Raw genomic sequence first — 17,991 nt, forward strand, 5'->3', positions numbered from 1 at the left:
GGTGGAGGGCATCAAGCCCATCCGTGTTTTGTTCGACACCGGTCGACTATTTCTGTGCGTCTGGGAGCGACTCCTGAACAAGACGAAGTAGCGGTTTGGGACCAAACTCCGTGAGTTGGCGGCCATTCACGAAAAAAGTCGGGGTGCCCCGAACACCGATGGTTTTGACGTCCTGCATGTCCTGATCAAGGATGGCGCTTATCCGTTCGGATTGCATATCCTCACGGGCTTGGGACAGGTCCAGACCGGCTGCCTCGGCCGCTCCCCATGCCTTGGCAACCTTCGGGTCGTCGTGCCAGGCCGGCTGCACCTCCAACACAGCTTCCAGCACCGGTTCATAGACATCTTGCAGGCGAGCTGCTTCCAGAATTCTGGAGACTTCCTCGGAACCCTGATGGAACATTGTGTACCGCAAAACAAGCCGCACCTGGCCTGGATACTCAGCAAGTATCTGTTTCACGATCGGGTAGAACGCCCGGCAGGCTTCGCAGGAGGGGTCGAAAAACTCAACGATGATCACCGGTGCGTCGGCAGGCCCGAATGTGGGCGAATGGAAGCGTACCAATGCTTGTTGGTTCGCGATCGGTTCGGCAGCGGCAACAGACTTTTCGCCGGTGGTGGCCGTTTTTTGAGGCTGCTGGGGCTGTGGCTTGAATAGGACGGCGGCTGAAAAGGCTGCGATCAGCACGAGACACACGACAACAAAGATGGCACGACGATTCATGTATGAACTCTCCGACGGATAAGCAAGAGCAGAATGATGATGGCAACAAAAATGGCCAGCGATAGAAACGGAAGCGGCAGCCCACCAAATATCGTCATTCCGTCACCCGAGCAGGACGGGCCAGTGGCCGTGCAGGGCTGAATGGGTTGTGGAATGAGCCCCACATAAAGCAGTGAGTGGGCTAGAGCGAACAGGGAGCCAATGACAGACAGCGGCATAGCGTAGCGCCAAACGTTAAAATCCGAGTAGTAGCAGGCGACTGCGAGAATCACCGCCAACGGAAACATGAAGGCGCGCTGAAACCAGCACAGAACGCACGGAGCCTGCCCGAGAACTTCCCCGATGTAGATGGCTGAAAGCGAGGACCCCGCCGCCAGTAGCCAGGCTGACAGCAGCAGCCCCCATGGAATCACCCGGTTATTGGTGGTCACCGGGATGGCTCTCTGGATTCATTGGCACAAGTGCTTTGCGAAGAAGAGCAGCAGCTGTTTCCAGCGGTATCGCCTTCATCTTTGCTCGATTTATCGGCGGTTTCAGCCCCACCGGCACGCCATTCCTCCATACCCTCACGGATGACCTGCCAAGCGGAGTGCAGGAATAGCGCAGCAATGGCGAGGCCCACAATGATGTCCGGCCAGAGGGTATTGGTGAGGGCGACCAATCCTGCCGCAATGATTACACTGCTATTGGCGAACAGATCGTTCCTGGAACACATCCAGGTGGAACGCATATTGAGATCGTCCGCACGATGACGGTAGAGCAACACAAAACAAACGCCGTTTGCAAACAGGGCAAGAGCGCCGACAGCGCCCATCCACTCGGCGGCGGGCACTTCCTGTATCACCAGCTTGCGGATGGCATCGGCGACAACAACAAGCCCGAACAACAGCATAAAGCCGCCTTTGAACAAAGCCGCTCCGGCACGCGCGCGACGGCTTCGGTCCAGCACGAACAGTGTCAGTGCATAGACAGACGCGTCGCCAAACATATCCAGCGAATCGCCCAGCAACGCGGTAGAGCTTGCAATCCAGCCGGCGCTGAATTCCACCACAAACATCACTGCGTTGATGGCAAGCGCAATGTAAAGCACCCGGCTTTGGCTCGCTCGCAATTGTGCCAGTTCACCGGCCTTGTTTTCACAGCAGCTGTCCACGACGAACCCTCCTAAAACGTGCAATACATCGATACACTGGTGGTTATAGTAACTATAAGGTCAATAGCGATGAGCGAAAAAAGGAACACGGTCGGTCGGCTAGCTGATGATACGGGCGTTAAGCCCGTGACCATCCGTTATTACGAAAAAATTGGACTGTTGCCGAAAGCGACCCGCTCGGAGTCGGGCTATCGTCTCTACTCCGAAGAGGATCATTCGCGGCTGCTGTTTATTCGACGAAGCCGCGGGCTCGGATTTAGCCTTGACGATATTCGTGAACTGCTTTCACTGGCGGATCGTCAGCAGGAGTCCTGTGCGGGTGTGGACGCCAAAGTTGAACAACAACTGGTTCAAGTGCGCTCTCGACTGAAAGATCTACATGCAATGGAACACGAGTTGGAAAGACTGAGTGCGTGTTGTGACGGCGGAGTTATTATGGACTGCCGAATTATCGAGACACTCTCCGGCTCTGCTTAACCACTTTGTATGTGCCCGCCAACCAGGACTGTCTCAATTTGAGTTGGGACAGTCTATTCAGTCAGGCATCCTCCTGAATAAGAGCAACGAGGTCATGCCGAATTTCTTCTCTACTCAGATCGGGCCGCATTAAGAGGCGGGGGTTACCTTCGCGATCAAATACATAAATCGCGCTGCTGTGTGACACCGCATAATTTCCATCAGCGGCAGGTTCGTCATAACCGAAGGTTGTTCTATATCGTTTTGCCAGTTCACGAAGCTGGGGTTCTTTTCCAGTGAGTCCTACAATATTGTCGCCGAAGAAATCCACGTATTTTGCGAGACGCTCAGGCGTGTCACGTTTCGGATCGACACTCACGAACAAAGTGAGTACTTCATCCTGAAGCGCGGGGTCCAGGCCACTGGTTGCCTGATTGAGTTTTTGCAGGGCGGTCGGGCAAACATCGGGGCACGAGGTGAACCCGAAAAACAGCATTCTCACGCGGCCACTGTAATCATCGCCAGATACAGACTTGCCCTGGCTATTGATCAGGTCGAATTCCAGCTCAGGCATCAAGCCACTGATGTTTTTACCGTTCCAGTCTTCCTCGTCATTGCCAAAGCAACCAGTCAGCAATAGGGCTGCTATCAGCGTTAAGGTCGCCGATATGATGTTGGTGCGCTGTCGCCAGAAGCGAGTTCTCATGACGCTGTTTCCTCAAGTTGTTTGGATTGGTTGGTATATTTTCCGTCCTGATGCATGGCTCGCCGGAGCATCAGAAGAATGCCAAGAATGCTCATCATGGCCGGAGGAATATAGGTCAGCATGCCTCCCAGTAGCTGGTCGACTTCCGGGTCCAGCGGCCAGGCCCTGCCACAGACTTCGTAAACGTCATAGACCATGTCACGTGAAAACACGATCCACGCCCCAAGAAACATCTGAAGCACACCTGCGGCGGCCAGAACCAACATGCGTCTGCCATACCCCAGCGATGAGGTGATCGCCGGCGGTCTTGGATCAAAGATCAACCACCAGAACAGCAGGCCATCCAGCAACATGCTCCAGTTCATGACCCAATACAGATCCCGGCTGAGCATGGCGTCAAAATGGATTGATGGCCACAGCCAGAAATAGATAAGCCCGACAAACAGGAAAAGGGCGATAAAAGGCTGTTGCAGAACGTTATAGACCCAGCCCAGAGGCCTCAATGTATGCCTCCAGCCCGGGCTGATTTTTGCGAACCAGAACCGCATGACCGGTAAAGGGTTGGACAGGGCGATCAGGATCGGACCGATATGATGAAGAATCAGGTGCTGACCCCGATGGACGAAGAACATGTATTGTGCGTAGTAATCGAAGCGGGTCTGCATCACCGCATAACAGATCAGTACCCCCAGGGTGAACGCAAAGATCCGCAGTGAGCCTGGCCGGTCCTGTTCCGGCATCCGAATTAGCCCGACGCCATAGAATCCCATCACGAGCATGTAGCTGAGTATGGTCAGCGGCGAGAAATCGTAGGGTAAAAGGTAGTCAAGCAGTGACATAGCGTTGCCGGTTGTTTTGTTGTTATTTCAGTGACCCTACCTTGGATGTCACCAGGTCGTACAGTTCCTGAGGCCCCAGGCGGCTCAAGGTGTCTCCGTTAACGTAGAATGTTGGGGTTCCGGAAATTCCAACCGCCTTAACGTCCGCAGCATCCTGTTGAATAATGCCGTCAATCTCGGGTGAGTTCATACCGGCCCGAGCGGCTTCGACATCAAGTCCGGCTGACTCCGCCGCATCCCATGCTGCGGCGACCTTTGGATCATCGTGCCATTTCGGTTGTGCTTCCATAACAGCGTCCAGTACCGGCTCATAGACCCCCTGTTCACGGGCGGTTTCCAGGATTCTGACGGCCTCTTCCGAGCCTTTGTGAAACAATACGTAGCGCAGTACCAGACGCACGTTGTCCGGGTAGGCAGCCTGAATCTGTTTCACATAGGGATGCATGGCGCGACAACCTTCGCAGGATGGGTCGAAGAACTCGACAATGGTTACCGGCGCGTCCTCAGGGCCAATAACGGGAGAGTAATCCCTCACCAGTGGCGTTTTTTCAACAACGGCGGGTTCATTAGTGCCCTGGGAGCGATCGTAAATAACAAAAGCACCAGCAAAGACAACCAGACAAAAAAGAAGGAGACTGATGACCAGGGTTCGGGTTTGCACGGGAGATCTTCCTATTTTAAATGAGTTTACGGGTTTCAGATTATTCAGGTGTCCGGTAGCAGCCGACTAGGCACCCACCGCAGATAAAGCATCATTCCAAACAGTTCCAACAAAGACTGGACGACAATCACCACGACGGCCACAGCCCAGGCCTCTGGCATTGACAGTGCCAAAGGTAAAACCACGAAGGAGTTGCGTGTTCCTAGGCTGAAGATGACGGTGCGACCGGTTTCTACCGGTAATCGAAAGACCCGGCGCAGAGCCTTTCCAACCAGAGCCGCAGCTAGAAGATAGGCCGGAAACAGAATCATCAAGGGCCAGATAAGTGAGCCGGTACTGTCGATCTGGCTGACCTGTGTCATTGAGATGATGAACAGTACGACTGTCAGCAGAGGGACCGGCATCAGACCCATGAAGCGAATGAACCCGATGGCTTTTCTGGAGTTTTCGGCCCATTTTTCAGTCAGAAATGCCAGGATAAGCGGGACAATAATCAGCCCGCCAAAGGCCGGCAGGAGGTGCCGCCCAAGCTCAAGATTCACGTCGAACTGATTACCCATGAAAAGCCAGAGGTAAAGTGGAAGAAGACCCAGTTGAGCAATCAGCAGAACCGGTGTTGCCGCAATGGCTCGGGTGCTGTCCCCCTTGCCTAGGTGAGTGAAGGTGACAAACCAGTCGGTACAGGGCATCAGCAATACCAGAAGCACTCCCAACTTCAGCGCGTCATTGTCCGGCAGCGCCAATATCAGCAAGGCAGTGATCGCCGGCATGACCAGAAAATTTCCGGTGAGCAAGGCACCCATGAACCGACGGTCCCGGAACATATCAGACAGGTGGGTCAACGGTGTTTGAGTAAATGTGGCGTAGAGCAGAACTCCGAGCAACCCCCAGATTAAGTAATCCGGCACACTGTCACCGAGGGACGATGTCCAATCCACAGACAGTCCGAAAACAACAGCGATGAGGTAGGCCCAGACCTGGTGGCGTTCAATTACGTCTCGCATGGCGTGCTCGTAACCGAGTGGAATGTCGGCCATTCGCAGCATATCTGCCACACGGTACCCTTTTCAGCAGCCCTGCTAGCCATGGCCATAAGTATGGGCATCTTTGTGACTGTGATCAGGATGTTCAAACTCCAATGTTGAATGAGTGATGCCGAACTCGTTTTCCAAAGTTCGTTTTATCCCACCCTTGACTTTTTCAAGTTCATTCCAGGCACTTATTTCGACCACCACATGGGCGTCGAGGGAGGCATCATGCTCACCCATCTGCCAGAAATGTACGTGGTGAAGGTCTAAAACGCCTTCTACGTTTGATAAAGCCTCGATGACAGAATCTGTGTCGATATCCAATGGACTACCCAGCATGAGTGTCCGGATGGTTCCGCCGATTTCCGTTAGACCCAGGTAGAGAATATAGCTTGCGATACCAATTGTGATCGCGGGATCAACCCAACGCATGTCGTACAGGAGAATCAGGGCGCCGCCTACAACGACTGCAATTGACGCAAACGCATCAGACAAGTTGTGTAGAAACAGCGCACGGATGTTGACGCTGTCCTTTTGCATGGAGTAAGTAAGCAGCGCGGTCAAACCATCCACTACCAATGCGATAATGCCAAGCCAAACTACCCACCACCCCTTGATTTCCGGGGGATCTATGAATCGCATGCCACCTTCGTAGATCAAATATGCCCCGATCATTATCAAAGTGGTGTAATTTATGAGTGCCGCAACAACCTCAATTCTCCCGTAGCCAAAGGTCATCTTCGAGTCGGCCGGGCGGCGTGCAATCTTCCGCGCCGCAAATGCGATAAATAGTGACGCCATATCCGAAAAGTTGTGTATAGCGTCGGCTATCAGCGCCAAGCTGCCAGCGAAGATCCCTCCAGCGATCTGAGCCAAGGTTAGGATACCGTTCGCCCAGATAGCTACTGCAACTCTCTTATCCTTAGTATCCGGTGACATGTGAGCATGCTCGTGGCCCATTGTTTTCTCCTTGGTCGTTGCTGTTCAATTAAACGTAGTCGCAACACTCGCTAAGCCTGGCTCAGAGGGCTTAGCGAGTGTTGCGACCGCGCGAAAACTAGCCATTCTGGCGATTTTCCATGTTATTCCCGGCACCTTTCTCGGCTGTGAAGCTCGTGACCAAAATCATGGCCACGCCCAGGACGATGAACACGTCGGCAAGGTTGAACGCCGGCCAGTGCCGGGATTGCCAATGAAAATCCAGGTAATCGACAACATAGCCTCGAAAAACTCGGTCGATGACATTTCCAAATGCACCGCCAAGTACCATCGAATAGGCTAGTGCTTCGGTTCGCTTATGGCTGTCCCGAATCAATTTGACCAGAACAGCCGAGACGACAATGGCTATCGCAATAAAAAAATATCGCTGCCAGCCACCGCCATCGGCAAAGAGACTGAAGGCAGCGCCTTTATTCCATACGTGCACCCAATTAAAGAAAGGGGTGATCTCAACCGATTGTCCGTAAGCCATGGATTGCTGGACGAGCCATTTAATAAGTTGGTCGGCCAGAGCTATAAGTGCCGAAAAGCCGAGAAAAGTGAGCGTAAAAAAGCGAGAACGGTCTTCAGACATCGAATTATCCTTTTAGCGCAAGGATGCGCTTGGCACCAATGAGTACAATGCCTCCCACAATACCGCCAATAACCAGATCCGGGTAGTTGGAGCCGGTCCAGGCAACAAGAAGGGCTGCAAGGATAACTCCCAGATTGATAACCACATCATTGGCCGAAAATATCCAGCTGGCTTTCATGTGAGCACCGCCGTCACGGTGTTTGGCGATCAGGAGCAGGCAACTGATGTTGGCAATAAGGGCCACAGATGCGACGGCCATCATCATTGACGACTGGGGATCACTGCCAAACAGAAAGCGCCTGCCAACTTCAACCAGTACCCCAGCGGCAAGGATAAGCTGGAGTATGCCAGCCACATGCGCCGCTCTGACCTGCATTTTGATGCCGTGCCCAACGGCGTAAAGCGCGAGACCGTAGACGGCGGCATCGGCAAGCATGTCTAGCGAGTCTGCAATCAGGCCAGCGGACTGGGCGATCAGGCCCATCGTCATCTCGACCAGAAACATCAGTGCGTTGATTGCCAGCAGTATCCATAAAGTGCCGGACTCTTCGCTTTCGTTGGCCTTAGAAGATTCAGCCGCTCTGACGGATTCAGCGCTGGCGTCTTCTGTCCTCTGCAAGGAAGCGCCCAGACCCAGGGTTTCCAGTTTGCTGGTAATAGGTCCGACTTCGCCTTGATGGATAATTTCCAGCTTTCGATTCGATAGGTCGAATGAGAGTGACTGAATGTTGTCAAAACCCGTGAGCGCCATTCGAATCATTCGCTCTTCTGAGGGGCAATCCATTTTCGGCACGCTGTAGGTGCTGAGCTGGCTGTCTGTTTCGGCGGTGACGGGGCTCTGAAGCTCATTGTTAACGACAGAATCTTCGCTGCCACACTGTCCATCGCAGGGTTTGCTCATTTTCGCGGCTCCGGTTCTCACACAAGTTCCGTTATTTAAAACCCTGTAGTCACTACAGGGTCAACGTTAAGTTGTTAGTTTTTGACGACACTGGTGAACCCACCGCGATTCGACGACTTGCGGTATGACCCTGTAGTAACTAAAGAGTTGAACTGGAGTACATTAAAAGGAGTTTGAGCAACGATGAGGCAGGGCAACAAGAGCGTACTAATCCTTGGTAGCTACGGAGCTGCAGGGGCGGCTATTGCAACACTCTTGGGCAACGGATCGACAGCGACATTGTCTTGGCAGGCCGGTCGCTGGAAAAAGGGCGTGAACGGGCGGAACAATTAGATCGCCCGGGGAATACCGGGCAGAGCTGGCATCAAATTAACAAGGTGGTGTCCGGTTTAGCGGGGGCCACCACAGGGAGCGAACAGAAGAATTTAGTGAATGACCTGGCGTCAGACGGAAAGCGCTTCCGTGCCCACGACGCGATGTACGAAGACAGCCGCTTATATTCAAGTTCAATTCAGTGTCAAAGGATATAATAAAAGGTTTTGGTTTTAGGTTGTTGAAATACAAAGAAAAAATTTAAAAATGTAACAACTCTGCAATAAGTGCAAAGCACCATCTACTCAGCATTTGAAAGACTTCAAGTGTCATTTTGAATCTATCTAATCTGAAGAGGTGTCCATGAAAAAGTGTCTATCAATGTTGGTGTTTGGTGGGGTTGCAGTAACTTCAATGAATGCACTAGCGGGGGAAGGTCCTATCCTGTACGGCAAAGCCAATGTTTCGTATGAAAACCAGGACGACGGTAATAGCGATACCTGGAAGCTCCAGAGTAATGCGTCCCGTCTGGGGGTAAAAGGGGCGCTCAATACCGACCTCGAAGGCTTGGAGGCGATCTACAAGGCAGAATTTGAAATATCGATTGATGATGGAGATAAGGATGGCCAGACTTTCTCGCAGCGTAATATTTACGGTGGCTTCAAGCAGGCGAACCTCGGTGCACTGATTGCGGGAAAATTTGACACACCTTTAAAGTCAGCGCAGGGCAAGGTTGACCAGTTCAACGACTTACAGGCGGATATAAAAAATATCATGGCTGGTGAAAATCGGACCAGCAACATTGTTCAATACAGTTCTCCACGTCTGTTTGATGCTGTGGGCGTTAGTGTTGCCGTCATCCCGGGTGAAGAGCAGTCAGCTGGGGCAGAGAACGACGGACCTGCGGATGCAGTTTCCAGCTCTTTTACGTTTGAGAATGATCGTTTTTACGGAAGTATTGCCTACGATTCTGATATCGAAGATTCACTGGAAGCCGATTCAAGTGGCGATAGTCGTCTTAATATCCTGCGAACCGTAGGGAAGGTCCGATTAAGCAACTTCGAGATCGGCGCAGTTTACCAGTTGGCAGAAGAAAGCGATGGCCCTGGAGAAGATACGTCTTATCTGGTTGGTGGTGCCGTTAATCTTGAGCGTTGGAAGATCAAGGCACAGTACGGACTGACCGAAGCCGAGACAACAAACGAGGAGCTAACCCTGCTGGCCTTGGGGCTCGATTATAAACTGGCGAGCAAGAGTAAGGTCTATGCGTATGTGTCTCAGGTGGAGGCGGACTTGGCCGACTCTGAGGACTCCACATTTGGTGTGGGCTTCGAGCATAAGTTTTCCATGTAGAGTCGAGCGTGATCGCTGAATACAGGGGGACCGACGTATCTGAAATCTTTTCCGGATTTCAAGCTCATTTAAGGTTCGTGTGAGAGTCTACTTGTGAGTTAACTCAGGTTATTTAATGGCGGGAATGCTTCATTCTCGCCTTTTTTTTGACCTTTAGTTCGTTGTTCTAGCCCGGATTTCTCATGACGGGATAAAAGAAAGCGGCTGAAAGTGCTATAGTTTCAGGACCTTACACCGTTCACCAAGCACCAACAGCCGCTATCCAAAATGGTACCTGAAAAACTGACCTTCTCGCCACTCTCTCGCCGTCAAATTGAAGCCGACTTCTCCGGTGGCCACATCACCTCCGATGCCGGACTGCTTTTGCTTCGGGAAGTCGACAATCAACACCAGCTCACTCAGCGCCTGGCTACGGTGCTGGACGATGCCCGTAATCCCGTGCTGGTTCGTCACAAGCTTCAAACCATGGTCCGGCAGCGGGTCTTTGGCGTGGCCGCCGGGTACGAAGACCTGAACGATCACGAGGCGCTACGCGCTGATCAGGCACTTCAGACCGCAACCGGCGAATATGCCATTCTGGCGGGCAAATCGACCTTGTGCCGGATGGAACAGCGCGTGGACCGGCAGGCGGTGGTCAAAGCCCACGAACTGCTGTGGCATCACTTCATTGAACAGCACGAGACTCCACCCAAGGAAATTGTGCTGGATTTTGATGGCACCGACGTTCCGGTGCATGGCGACCAGCCCGGCAAGTTCTTTAACGCCTACTACGATCACCATTGTTACTTCCCGCTGTACGTGTTCTGCGGTCGCCATCTGCTGGTGAGCTACCTGCGCACCAGCAATCGAAGCGACAGCCGCCACAGCTGGGCCATTCTGGCCCTGCTGGTGAAGTTCATCCGCCAGTACTGGCCGGATACCCGCATCGTATTCCGGGGTGACAGCGGCTTCTACCGTCCCCGATTGCTGAGCTGGTGCGACCGGAATCAGGTGGATTATCTGGTCGGTATCAGTAAGAACAGCCGACTGCTCAAGGAGGTAGACGCACCCTCAATGCTTGTTCGCAAGGCTCACAACGAACTGGGTGAAAAAGTCTCCGCCACCTACCGGTTCCAATACCAGGCCCGCACCTGGAAACACCCCCGCTGGGTGGTCGCCCGGCTGGAAGAAGGCGAACTGGGTGCCAACCCCAGGTTCATCATCAGTTCCCGTTACGACGACGGCGTTAAACTCTACTACGAGCAATACTGTGCCCGGGGCGACATGGAAAACCGGATCAAGGATCAGCAGTTGTGTCTGTTCGCAGATCGTACCTCCAGCACGCGGTGGTGGACCAATCAGTGGCGGTTGCTCCTGTCGGGCTTTGCCTACACGTTGTTCGAGCGATTACGCGCTCACCTGAAGAAAACGCCCTTCGAGCGCATGAGCGCCAGTAACCTGCGGCTGAAGCTGATCAAGGTGGGCGCGGTCATCATTCGCAACACTCGGCGCATACGGGTGTTGATGAGTGATGCCTATCCTTACAAAGACGAACTCTCTGGCCTGGTACGCCGTCTGGTTCCGGGATAGAAGCCCGGGCTCCCCCGGCCCGACTCAATGGGGGTAAGGGGGCCGTGTGTCCGGACAAGGGAATTGATCACTTATTGGGCAGGCATGGCCGAAACCGACCGGCCATAGCGGTAACCAGTTCAGTCTGCGAGACTTGCCGGGGACCTATGAGAAATCCGGGCTAGCTGGTTTTAAGATTTGCGCCACGATCCGTACGAATCGGATATCACAAACAATTAAGAAAGAAACTGGAGGGGAATACGTTGAAGCGCAACATTCTGGCCACTGCGATTGCAGGGATGACAACACTGTCGGGAAGTTGGGCCGCGACGGCAGCGGAGGTTGAATTCCACGGTGATATGGATAACCGCTTTCAGGCCTACACCAATCAAAGAGACTGGTTTGCTGGTGGTAACTCAGGTGGCGGTACGCTGAAAGATGACGAGCCGACCGAGAGCTTCGGCGAGGTCAAATATCGCTTCTGGGCGAAGGCAACTTCCGACGACAAGAAAGTTACCGGTGTATTCGCGACGGAGATTGGTGGCATCCGCTACGGTGAGGGGTCGGGTGGCGACTATTCCGGTGATGGTGTGAACATCGAAACACGGTGGGCTTATGTGGATTTCTTGGTGCCCAACACGCTAGACCAGCGCGTCTCGCTGGGCTTGCAGCCAGTGTCAGTGAACCGACATGTCTGGACTGAAACCGCCACAGCCGCTGTTTGGAAAGGCTCACTGGGCTCTGGATTTGACTATCAGTTGTTATGGGGGCGAGGTGACTCTTCCAATGAGAGCGGCGTCGACTCAGAACAGGACGAAGGCTGGGATGGCGCGGACAACTTCGCGATCAACCTGAACAAGCGTTACTCACCGAACCTGAGCGCGGGCCTATTCTATCTCTATCAGATGAATGATCAAATTGCTGAGGGAGTAGGTACGGTAAATAGCAGGGAGTATGAACTGAAGAGTATCGCTGATAACTCCAAATATTCCGTTTCCAGCTTTGGGGTGGAGATGGATTATGGTCAAGAGACGTCGCTAGGCCGCATGTTCGTGAAGGGTACGGTGATTGGCCAAAGCGGAACAATAGAAGGTGTAAATTTCGTCCCATTGAATGGTGCTACGAATCCCAATACGAACTATGACCTTTCGACCGTTCTGGGACGCGGCGAGCTCGGGCTGCAATTTGGACCAAACCAACTGACGTACACCGTGCTCTACGCATCGGGCGATGGCAATGAGCAAGACGGGGACTTCGACGCCTTCATCGCCACGGATGTCGACTTCAGCGACAGTATGATTTTTCAGGAAAACATGACGAGCGATGACTACTTCGCCGAAACGCCCTATATCCTCGACAAAGGGTATTTCATGAACAAGCTACAGCTCGATCATAAAGTAGCGGCCAATATTACGGTCAGCGGAATGATTGTCTACAACCGCTTGGCTGAGGACATTGCACTTGCCGATGGATCGTCCTCAAAAGATCTCGGACTGGAATTTGGCTCCAAGGTCTCGTACTTCCCATACCCTTCGCTTGAGCTGTCGGCAGAAGCTGCATACCTGGCATCAGGCGATGCCATGGATGCGCTGGAGGAAACTGCCTTACAGGACGGCAAAAGCGATCAGGACATTGTTCATGTTGCCGGTCGGGTAAGGTACAAGTTCTAACAAGAACGGGGTGGTGGGAGCGCCACCCCGCTTTTGTTATACGAAATGAATCCGCATTAAGTGACTTTTTCCTATGATGACTCGTTCTGCAGTATTTGTGTTCCTGATGCTACTACTAGCTGGTGCGGTACAGGCGGTTGAGCGTGAGCATCCAGCAAAGGCAAAGGTCATTCAGGTAGATCGTGATCAAAAAGTGCTTTCCCTCACAGTCGACGATGCCACTGTTGAGGTAGGTGATTTGTTTGTTGTGTTGCGGGAGCCTGATCATGCAGGCATCCCGGAGAAAAACCTTGCAGTCATCGGTATCGAGAGTATCGGAAAGGATCAAGCAGTAGGGAAAGTGCTGTTTGGAACGATGCCCTCCGTTGGCGCTGTATCGAAACGCTTCTACGGTATTCCGGCGGTGTTTACTGACAGAGTCGGCGATCCCACGCCGGTAACGCCGGCGTTGAAAGCCCGATTTCCTGATCTTTTGTGGCGGGACGAGCCAGAGGCGTCAAACGATGTGCCATTGGTGCGCTTTCAAGTTACCGGGAGAGGTCAAGCCGTTGCGACCTACAATAACACCTGGTTGGTCGGCATCGTACAGACCGATGCTGAAGCACATCGGGTAGGTTCAGTTGAGGGGGAGGCTTCATCGTCTCCATATGCGAAGCTGCCAATCAATGCAAAGTCGTTGTCCGCGTTTCGTTCTGGCAGCGATTACTATTTTGCGGCGGAGCATGGAAACAAACTCAGCTTTTTCCTTGTTGATTCCAGCGGGGCTGTTCAGAGCCTGGCGTCCATTGAGGTGCCCCGTCGGGAGAAAGTCATCCGAATGGACTGGTACGTTTCAGAGAACTCATATTACCTCATTTTGAATCAGTGGAATGGCCGTAGTGTTTCAAGTTCTTTGATCCAGTTGGCCGAGGGGAAGGCTGAAACCATCGGTTTCATTCCCTTAATCTTGGGATTGCAGGATTTGGACGCTGACGGTCGCCGGGAAACTATTCTCGGGCAGTCTTTCTACTCAGAGCAGGGGTTTGGTTCAGAGATCTATAAAATATCAATCTCACCGAACGGGCCTGATCTTGAGAAGGCCGTTCATGAAGAATTAAGCCAGTACACGCCAGTGTTCCGGGTAATCGGTGCCGTTGTTCAGAACGAACCGAGACCTTTGAATATGGTGACCGTCTCCCAAGGGAAGGTTTCATTTTTCCCTGCTGGCACCGAGGGCCCACATCTGGACTATGAGATTGGAAGCCGGGTGGCAGGCACGAGTATGACTTACGACGTGTCGCCTGAGTTGGTGTTTAGTCCGAGGCAAACACTATTTTTGCCGAACCTGCTCGTACGCTCCGGTGGGGACGCAGTTAATATCGGGATTCCACAGGAATCCAGTGCAGCCGAAGATATGATAGGTGTTTATGATACTCGAGTTGATTGGTTGACGCTGAGATCCGGGAAATCTCCCAAAACGCAGTCAACAAGTCTTCTAACGTCGGTTCCGGTGTCCCCCGTATCAGGCAATACAGAGTTATTCTTTATGTCGCCGGATGAAAACTCAGTTCAAAGTGACAGTTTTGACGTTGAGACGTTGGTGTATCGGGCTGCTATGCCTACTGGTCGCTGACTAAAGCTGGATAAGTTGCCCTTGTAGTCGTCAAATGCTTCTGGGAAGCTCGATTAGAACCCGAAGACCACCTTTGGGTGATAAAGAAAAATGCATGGCACCACCGTAGTCATTGATGATTTCCTCAACGATTGATAGGCCAAGGCCATAGCCAGGGGTTTTTTCGTCCAGTCTTTTCTGGCGCTTGGTAAGATCGGCGAGTTGGTGTGACGCTACTCCGGGGCCGTCATCTTCAACAAGAATGGTCAAAGTGTCATCGTGAAGTTTCAAGTGTAGATGAACTTCCTGAGAGCACCATTTGCTTGCGTTATCAAGCACATTACCCAAGATCTCATTAAAATCACGCTCATCAATTGGCCAGACAAGCTCTCTGGGTAATGTTTCTTGAAGATGGATCTGTTTGTAAGGATAGATTCGACTGACTACGTCCACCAGTGCCAGAGTTCTCTCAATGATCGGTGTCGCCTTTCCAATGTACTGACCGGACATTTCGGTTTTTCTCATTTGAGTGTCGATCAGCTCGTGCATTTCAGACAGTTGAGACTTAATTTGACTCGCGATTGTGGTGGGAATGGCTTCGTCATTGATCATGGAGTTTATGACGGCAAGGGGGGTTTTTAAGCTATGAGAAATATCTGCGGCTAGGTGGCGTGAACGGGTAAGTTTTTTGTCGTACGACTCTAATAGACGATTAAGATGTTTGACAAGTTCATTGAATTCTTCAGGTACGTTCTCATCCAGTCTATTACGCTGACCCTTTTTAAGCGACGTTAATTGGGCACTCATCATTTTTAAGGGTTTTAGTGCGATAGTTACCCCAATAAATATGATCAATGATATCGTAACGAGAATTGTAAAAGATATTATCCATATAAGAACGTGGATTTTGTCAAGCGTGTTTGGTGAGTAGGAGCTTTTTTCAATTATAGTAACGCTTAGTTTATCTTGTCTGTTATTAAATATTCTGTAGTAGCCAAGGATTGAGCGATCATCATCCGATATGTGAAAAATTCCAGGCTTTCTGAACGATTCTACCACCTGTAATTTCGGTTTAATGTTCTCGCTTGTAAAACTCCGACCTTGACTGTCTTCGATGTGAACTGAATATTGAGACAATGAAAAATTTCTGAGAGAGGATTTTGTAATTTCTTCTTTATCATTTGTTAGCATCTTTGAGAGTCGGTTAGCTGCAGCCTCTAGCTGCTGCCTGTGAAGCTCGTCATGGATATAGTCGATTAAAAGGGTGTGTGAGAAGAATATCAGCCCGGTACACGCGAAACCCGTTAGCGTCAGGAAAGTAAGCAGTTTCCGTTTTATTGAAGGGCGTTGTTGTTTTCTGGGCATGTTGTCTGCCAAGCAGGTGGTTAGAATTTGTTATCGACTAAATCTAGGCCTAAAAAAGCAGCACTACAAAAGTAGTGCGGCAAGACGGAATGGTGGAGACCATTCACGATGCAACTGGTTTTAGAATGTCGTGTATCGACAAGTTTCTATTATTCAATCGAAAAAGCTATTGGTGCGACATTATTTCTAATGACTAAACTGATCTTTTGAAAATTGGTCTAATTCAGATAGATTGACATCTCCCGATTTGATCATCTCGTGATAGATATCGTCCTTATTCGATAACATCAATTTTCGGCGTGCCTCCATGCCCATTTCAGATAACGCCGCCTGTGTCATTACCCTATGTTGTCTCTTCATATCCTGAATGCTGCTTTTGGAGAGCATGCCTTGTGCTAGCTTATCGTTTTTGGCCTCAGTGGCATGGAGGTTTCCTGCCGCCAAGGTTAATACTAAAGATGTGAGCAAGAGATGCTTTTTCATAAGAGTCACCTTTAAGTTGAATGATCTGAACCCTGATGGAAACAGATGAACTTTAACTCAGCTTGAAAAAATAAAATTAAATGATGAAAAGAGGGCACTGGTGGAAGAACGGTTGCGATTGGGTCGTTAATACAAAGGTATTAAGGGGGGGGTATTTTTTCAATTTCGTTTCAAGTTCATCTGCTATCAATGGCTGTGCGTTGTTCTGGCTGAAAGTGCCGGCATAACCAGCAACTTACCGGCGGTGGCCTTAACCGAACCGCCATCGCGTTTGGTTTGTGAGGTGTCGATCGCCAGTAGGGGATCTTATAACGAAAGCTCACGGAGACTGATTTATAATGCAAACTAAAAAACTCAGGTTAGCGATAAGAGCAACACTTGCGATTTCAACCATGGGCCTGGTGGCCCCATCTGCTTTGGCGCAATCAACTGCGGAACTTCAGAAGCAGATCAACGACTTGCGCAGTCAGGTGGATCAGATGTCGGCGACCAATGATTCCAAGGGGTGGCTGCTGCCCGGCACTAACACTTCGGTTACGATTGGTGGTTACGTAAAATTGGATATGATTTACGACACAGACCAGGATGTCGGTGACTTGCATGACCCGAGTGTTCTCGATACATCCGTAGAGGATGGTGATAGCTCTTTGAGAGCGCATGCCCGTCAATCACGAGTGCGTCTCGGAACCAGTACCCCGACCGATATTGGAGAAGCCAAGACGGTTGTTGGTAAGCGCCGTTAAACCGACCCACTTGCCCTAATCGTACTGAGCCACTTTTTTTGAAGCTGGCAACGCAGCATTCCAGGGCAACAATGTTTCCAGTTTTTCGAGGGTATCCGCTTCGGCAATGTGCTTCAGCACATGGTGGATGTAAGCGGAGGGCTCCAGATTGTTCGCCTTGGCCGTTTCGATCAGCGAGTAACAGGTGGCACTGGCATTCGCGCCTTGGGTGGTATCGGCGAACAGCCAGGCCATACGGCCAACGGCGAAGGGCCGGATGGCGTTTTCGGCCAGCACGTTGCTGATCTGTAAATCGCCGCGTTCGCAGTAGCCCACCAGGGTATCCCACTGACTCAGGGTATAGTCCATCGCCTTGCGGGTGAGCGAGCCTTTCAGCACTTTGCTGGCGTTTTTCTCCAGCCAGGCCTTGAAGGCGTTCAGCAACGGCAGGCTTTTTTCCTGACGCACCCGATAGCGCTCGGCGTCACTCAGTTCGTTCGCGGCTTTCTCGACAGCGTACAGTTTCCGGATGTGGCTCAGGGCCACGTCGGCTTTTGAGGGCGGGCCTTTTTTGCCCTTGGCTGGCGCTGCCCGGGACGCGTCCACGAACTTGCGCCGGGCATGATCCCAACAACCGATGCGGGTCAGTTTGTTCTCGCGGCATACCTGTCCATAGCCGGAATAGCCATCGGCTTGCAGGATGCCCTGGAAGTCATCCAGCAGGCGCACCGGTACCTGGCCACCGCGAGAGGGATCGTACTCGAACAGAACCGAGGGCTTTCCGGGCGGGCCGCCCCGGGTCACCCACATCCATTTATCCGACTGGGCTTTCTTGCCGTCTTCTTTGAGCACCTGGATCCGCGTTTCATCAGCTTGCAGGTAATCACTGCCATTCTGGGTTTCCCG

The 17,991-nt window shown here is 51.8% G+C and carries 19 protein-coding genes; 6 read left to right on the forward strand and 13 right to left on the reverse strand.

The genetic code is table 11. The features are described from left to right. Positions 1-46: 46 nt before the first annotated feature. The 3 genes from C7H09_RS16960 to C7H09_RS16970 are packed head-to-tail and all read right to left on the reverse strand — an operon-like array spanning position 47 to position 1,877. A complete protein-coding gene (locus C7H09_RS16960) occupies positions 47-724 on the reverse strand; it encodes a DsbA family protein (RefSeq protein ID WP_008173644.1) in 678 nt (225 codons plus the stop codon). Beyond that, entirely contained in the window at positions 721-1,155 is a 435-nt protein-coding gene (locus C7H09_RS16965; protein ID WP_008173641.1) for a disulfide bond formation protein B, read from the reverse strand. The genes C7H09_RS16960 and C7H09_RS16965 overlap by 4 nt, the downstream gene beginning before the upstream one ends. Continuing rightward, positions 1,152-1,877: a cation diffusion facilitator family transporter gene (locus C7H09_RS16970; protein WP_008173639.1), complete on the reverse strand. Its 726-nt coding sequence runs from the start codon at positions 1,875-1,877 to the stop codon at positions 1,152-1,154. The genes C7H09_RS16965 and C7H09_RS16970 overlap by 4 nt, the downstream gene beginning before the upstream one ends. Positions 1,878-1,946: 69 nt before the next feature. On the opposite strand from C7H09_RS16970, the gene C7H09_RS16975 reads away from it, so the two are divergent. Beyond that, positions 1,947-2,354: a MerR family transcriptional regulator gene (locus C7H09_RS16975; protein WP_008173636.1), complete on the forward strand. Its 408-nt coding sequence runs from the start codon at positions 1,947-1,949 to the stop codon at positions 2,352-2,354. A 61-nt stretch (positions 2,355-2,415) separates the two neighbouring features. Here C7H09_RS16975 and C7H09_RS16980 read toward each other — a convergent pair whose 3' ends face one another. The 7 genes from C7H09_RS16980 to C7H09_RS17010 all read right to left on the reverse strand — a co-directional run bounded on the left by C7H09_RS16980 (position 2,416) and on the right by C7H09_RS17010 (position 8,041). Next, positions 2,416-3,039 carry an SCO family protein gene (locus C7H09_RS16980; RefSeq protein WP_058341922.1) on the reverse strand — a complete coding sequence of 208 codons (624 nt, stop codon included), beginning with the start codon at positions 3,037-3,039 and terminating at the stop codon, positions 2,416-2,418. Continuing rightward, on the reverse strand, positions 3,036-3,878 hold the full coding sequence (locus C7H09_RS16985; protein WP_023010648.1) for a cytochrome c oxidase assembly protein: 843 nt from the start codon (positions 3,876-3,878) through the stop codon (positions 3,036-3,038). The genes C7H09_RS16980 and C7H09_RS16985 overlap by 4 nt, the downstream gene beginning before the upstream one ends. Positions 3,879-3,900: 22 nt before the next feature. Further along, on the reverse strand, positions 3,901-4,539 hold the full coding sequence (locus tag C7H09_RS16990; protein ID WP_058091791.1) for a DsbA family protein: 639 nt from the start codon (positions 4,537-4,539) through the stop codon (positions 3,901-3,903). A gap of 44 nt (positions 4,540-4,583) precedes the next feature. Next, positions 4,584-5,585, reverse strand: coding sequence for an arsenic resistance protein (locus C7H09_RS16995; protein WP_206769037.1), 1,002 nt, complete (start codon positions 5,583-5,585; stop codon positions 4,584-4,586). Between the two features lie 33 nt (positions 5,586-5,618). After that, the gene (locus C7H09_RS17000; RefSeq protein WP_008169406.1) at positions 5,619-6,527 is read right to left on the reverse strand and encodes a cation diffusion facilitator family transporter; all 909 of its coding nucleotides are present in this window, start codon (positions 6,525-6,527) and stop codon (positions 5,619-5,621) included. A gap of 97 nt (positions 6,528-6,624) precedes the next feature. Then, positions 6,625-7,140 carry a signal peptidase II gene (gene lspA, locus C7H09_RS17005; RefSeq protein WP_023011862.1) on the reverse strand — a complete coding sequence of 172 codons (516 nt, stop codon included), beginning with the start codon at positions 7,138-7,140 and terminating at the stop codon, positions 6,625-6,627. Positions 7,141-7,144: 4 nt separating this feature from the next. After that, positions 7,145-8,041, reverse strand: coding sequence for a cation efflux transmembrane domain-containing protein (locus C7H09_RS17010; protein WP_023011861.1), 897 nt, complete (start codon positions 8,039-8,041; stop codon positions 7,145-7,147). A 675-nt stretch (positions 8,042-8,716) separates the two neighbouring features. Between C7H09_RS17010 and C7H09_RS17015 the strand changes: the two genes are divergently transcribed. From C7H09_RS17015 to C7H09_RS17030, 4 genes are all read left to right on the forward strand, one after another. Next, a complete protein-coding gene (locus C7H09_RS17015; RefSeq protein ID WP_226595805.1) occupies positions 8,717-9,706 on the forward strand; it encodes a porin in 990 nt (329 codons plus the stop codon). A gap of 267 nt (positions 9,707-9,973) precedes the next feature. Continuing rightward, the gene (locus C7H09_RS17020; RefSeq protein ID WP_106764955.1) at positions 9,974-11,275 is read left to right on the forward strand and encodes an IS1380 family transposase; all 1,302 of its coding nucleotides are present in this window, start codon (positions 9,974-9,976) and stop codon (positions 11,273-11,275) included. Between the two features lie 242 nt (positions 11,276-11,517). Next, entirely contained in the window at positions 11,518-12,924 is a 1,407-nt protein-coding gene (locus C7H09_RS17025; protein WP_058341921.1) for a hypothetical protein, read from the forward strand. Positions 12,925-12,997: 73 nt separating this feature from the next. Beyond that, a complete protein-coding gene (locus tag C7H09_RS17030; RefSeq protein ID WP_058341920.1) occupies positions 12,998-14,536 on the forward strand; it encodes a hypothetical protein in 1,539 nt (512 codons plus the stop codon). 30 nt (positions 14,537-14,566) lie between these two features. Here the strand turns inward: C7H09_RS17030 and C7H09_RS17035 are convergent, their stop codons facing one another. Both C7H09_RS17035 and C7H09_RS17040 read right to left on the reverse strand, forming a co-directional pair. Then, positions 14,567-15,880, reverse strand: coding sequence for an ATP-binding protein (locus C7H09_RS17035; RefSeq protein WP_094625952.1), 1,314 nt, complete (start codon positions 15,878-15,880; stop codon positions 14,567-14,569). Between the two features lie 186 nt (positions 15,881-16,066). Beyond that, on the reverse strand, positions 16,067-16,363 hold the full coding sequence (locus tag C7H09_RS17040; protein ID WP_099616052.1) for a hypothetical protein: 297 nt from the start codon (positions 16,361-16,363) through the stop codon (positions 16,067-16,069). A gap of 338 nt (positions 16,364-16,701) precedes the next feature. Between C7H09_RS17040 and C7H09_RS17045 the strand changes: the two genes are divergently transcribed. Further along, positions 16,702-17,106 (forward strand): hypothetical protein, encoded by a 405-nt coding sequence (locus tag C7H09_RS17045; RefSeq protein WP_206074352.1) that lies wholly within the window; start codon positions 16,702-16,704, stop codon positions 17,104-17,106. A gap of 15 nt (positions 17,107-17,121) precedes the next feature. On the opposite strand, the gene tnpC is transcribed toward C7H09_RS17045, so the two are convergent. Then, a partial coding sequence (tnpC, locus tag C7H09_RS17050; RefSeq protein WP_116704456.1) for an IS66 family transposase occupies positions 17,122-17,991 on the reverse strand: 870 nt, incomplete at its 5' end.

Source organism: Marinobacter fuscus, from assembly GCF_003007675.1.
GTDB classification, from domain to species: domain Bacteria; phylum Pseudomonadota; class Gammaproteobacteria; order Pseudomonadales; family Oleiphilaceae; genus Marinobacter; species Marinobacter fuscus.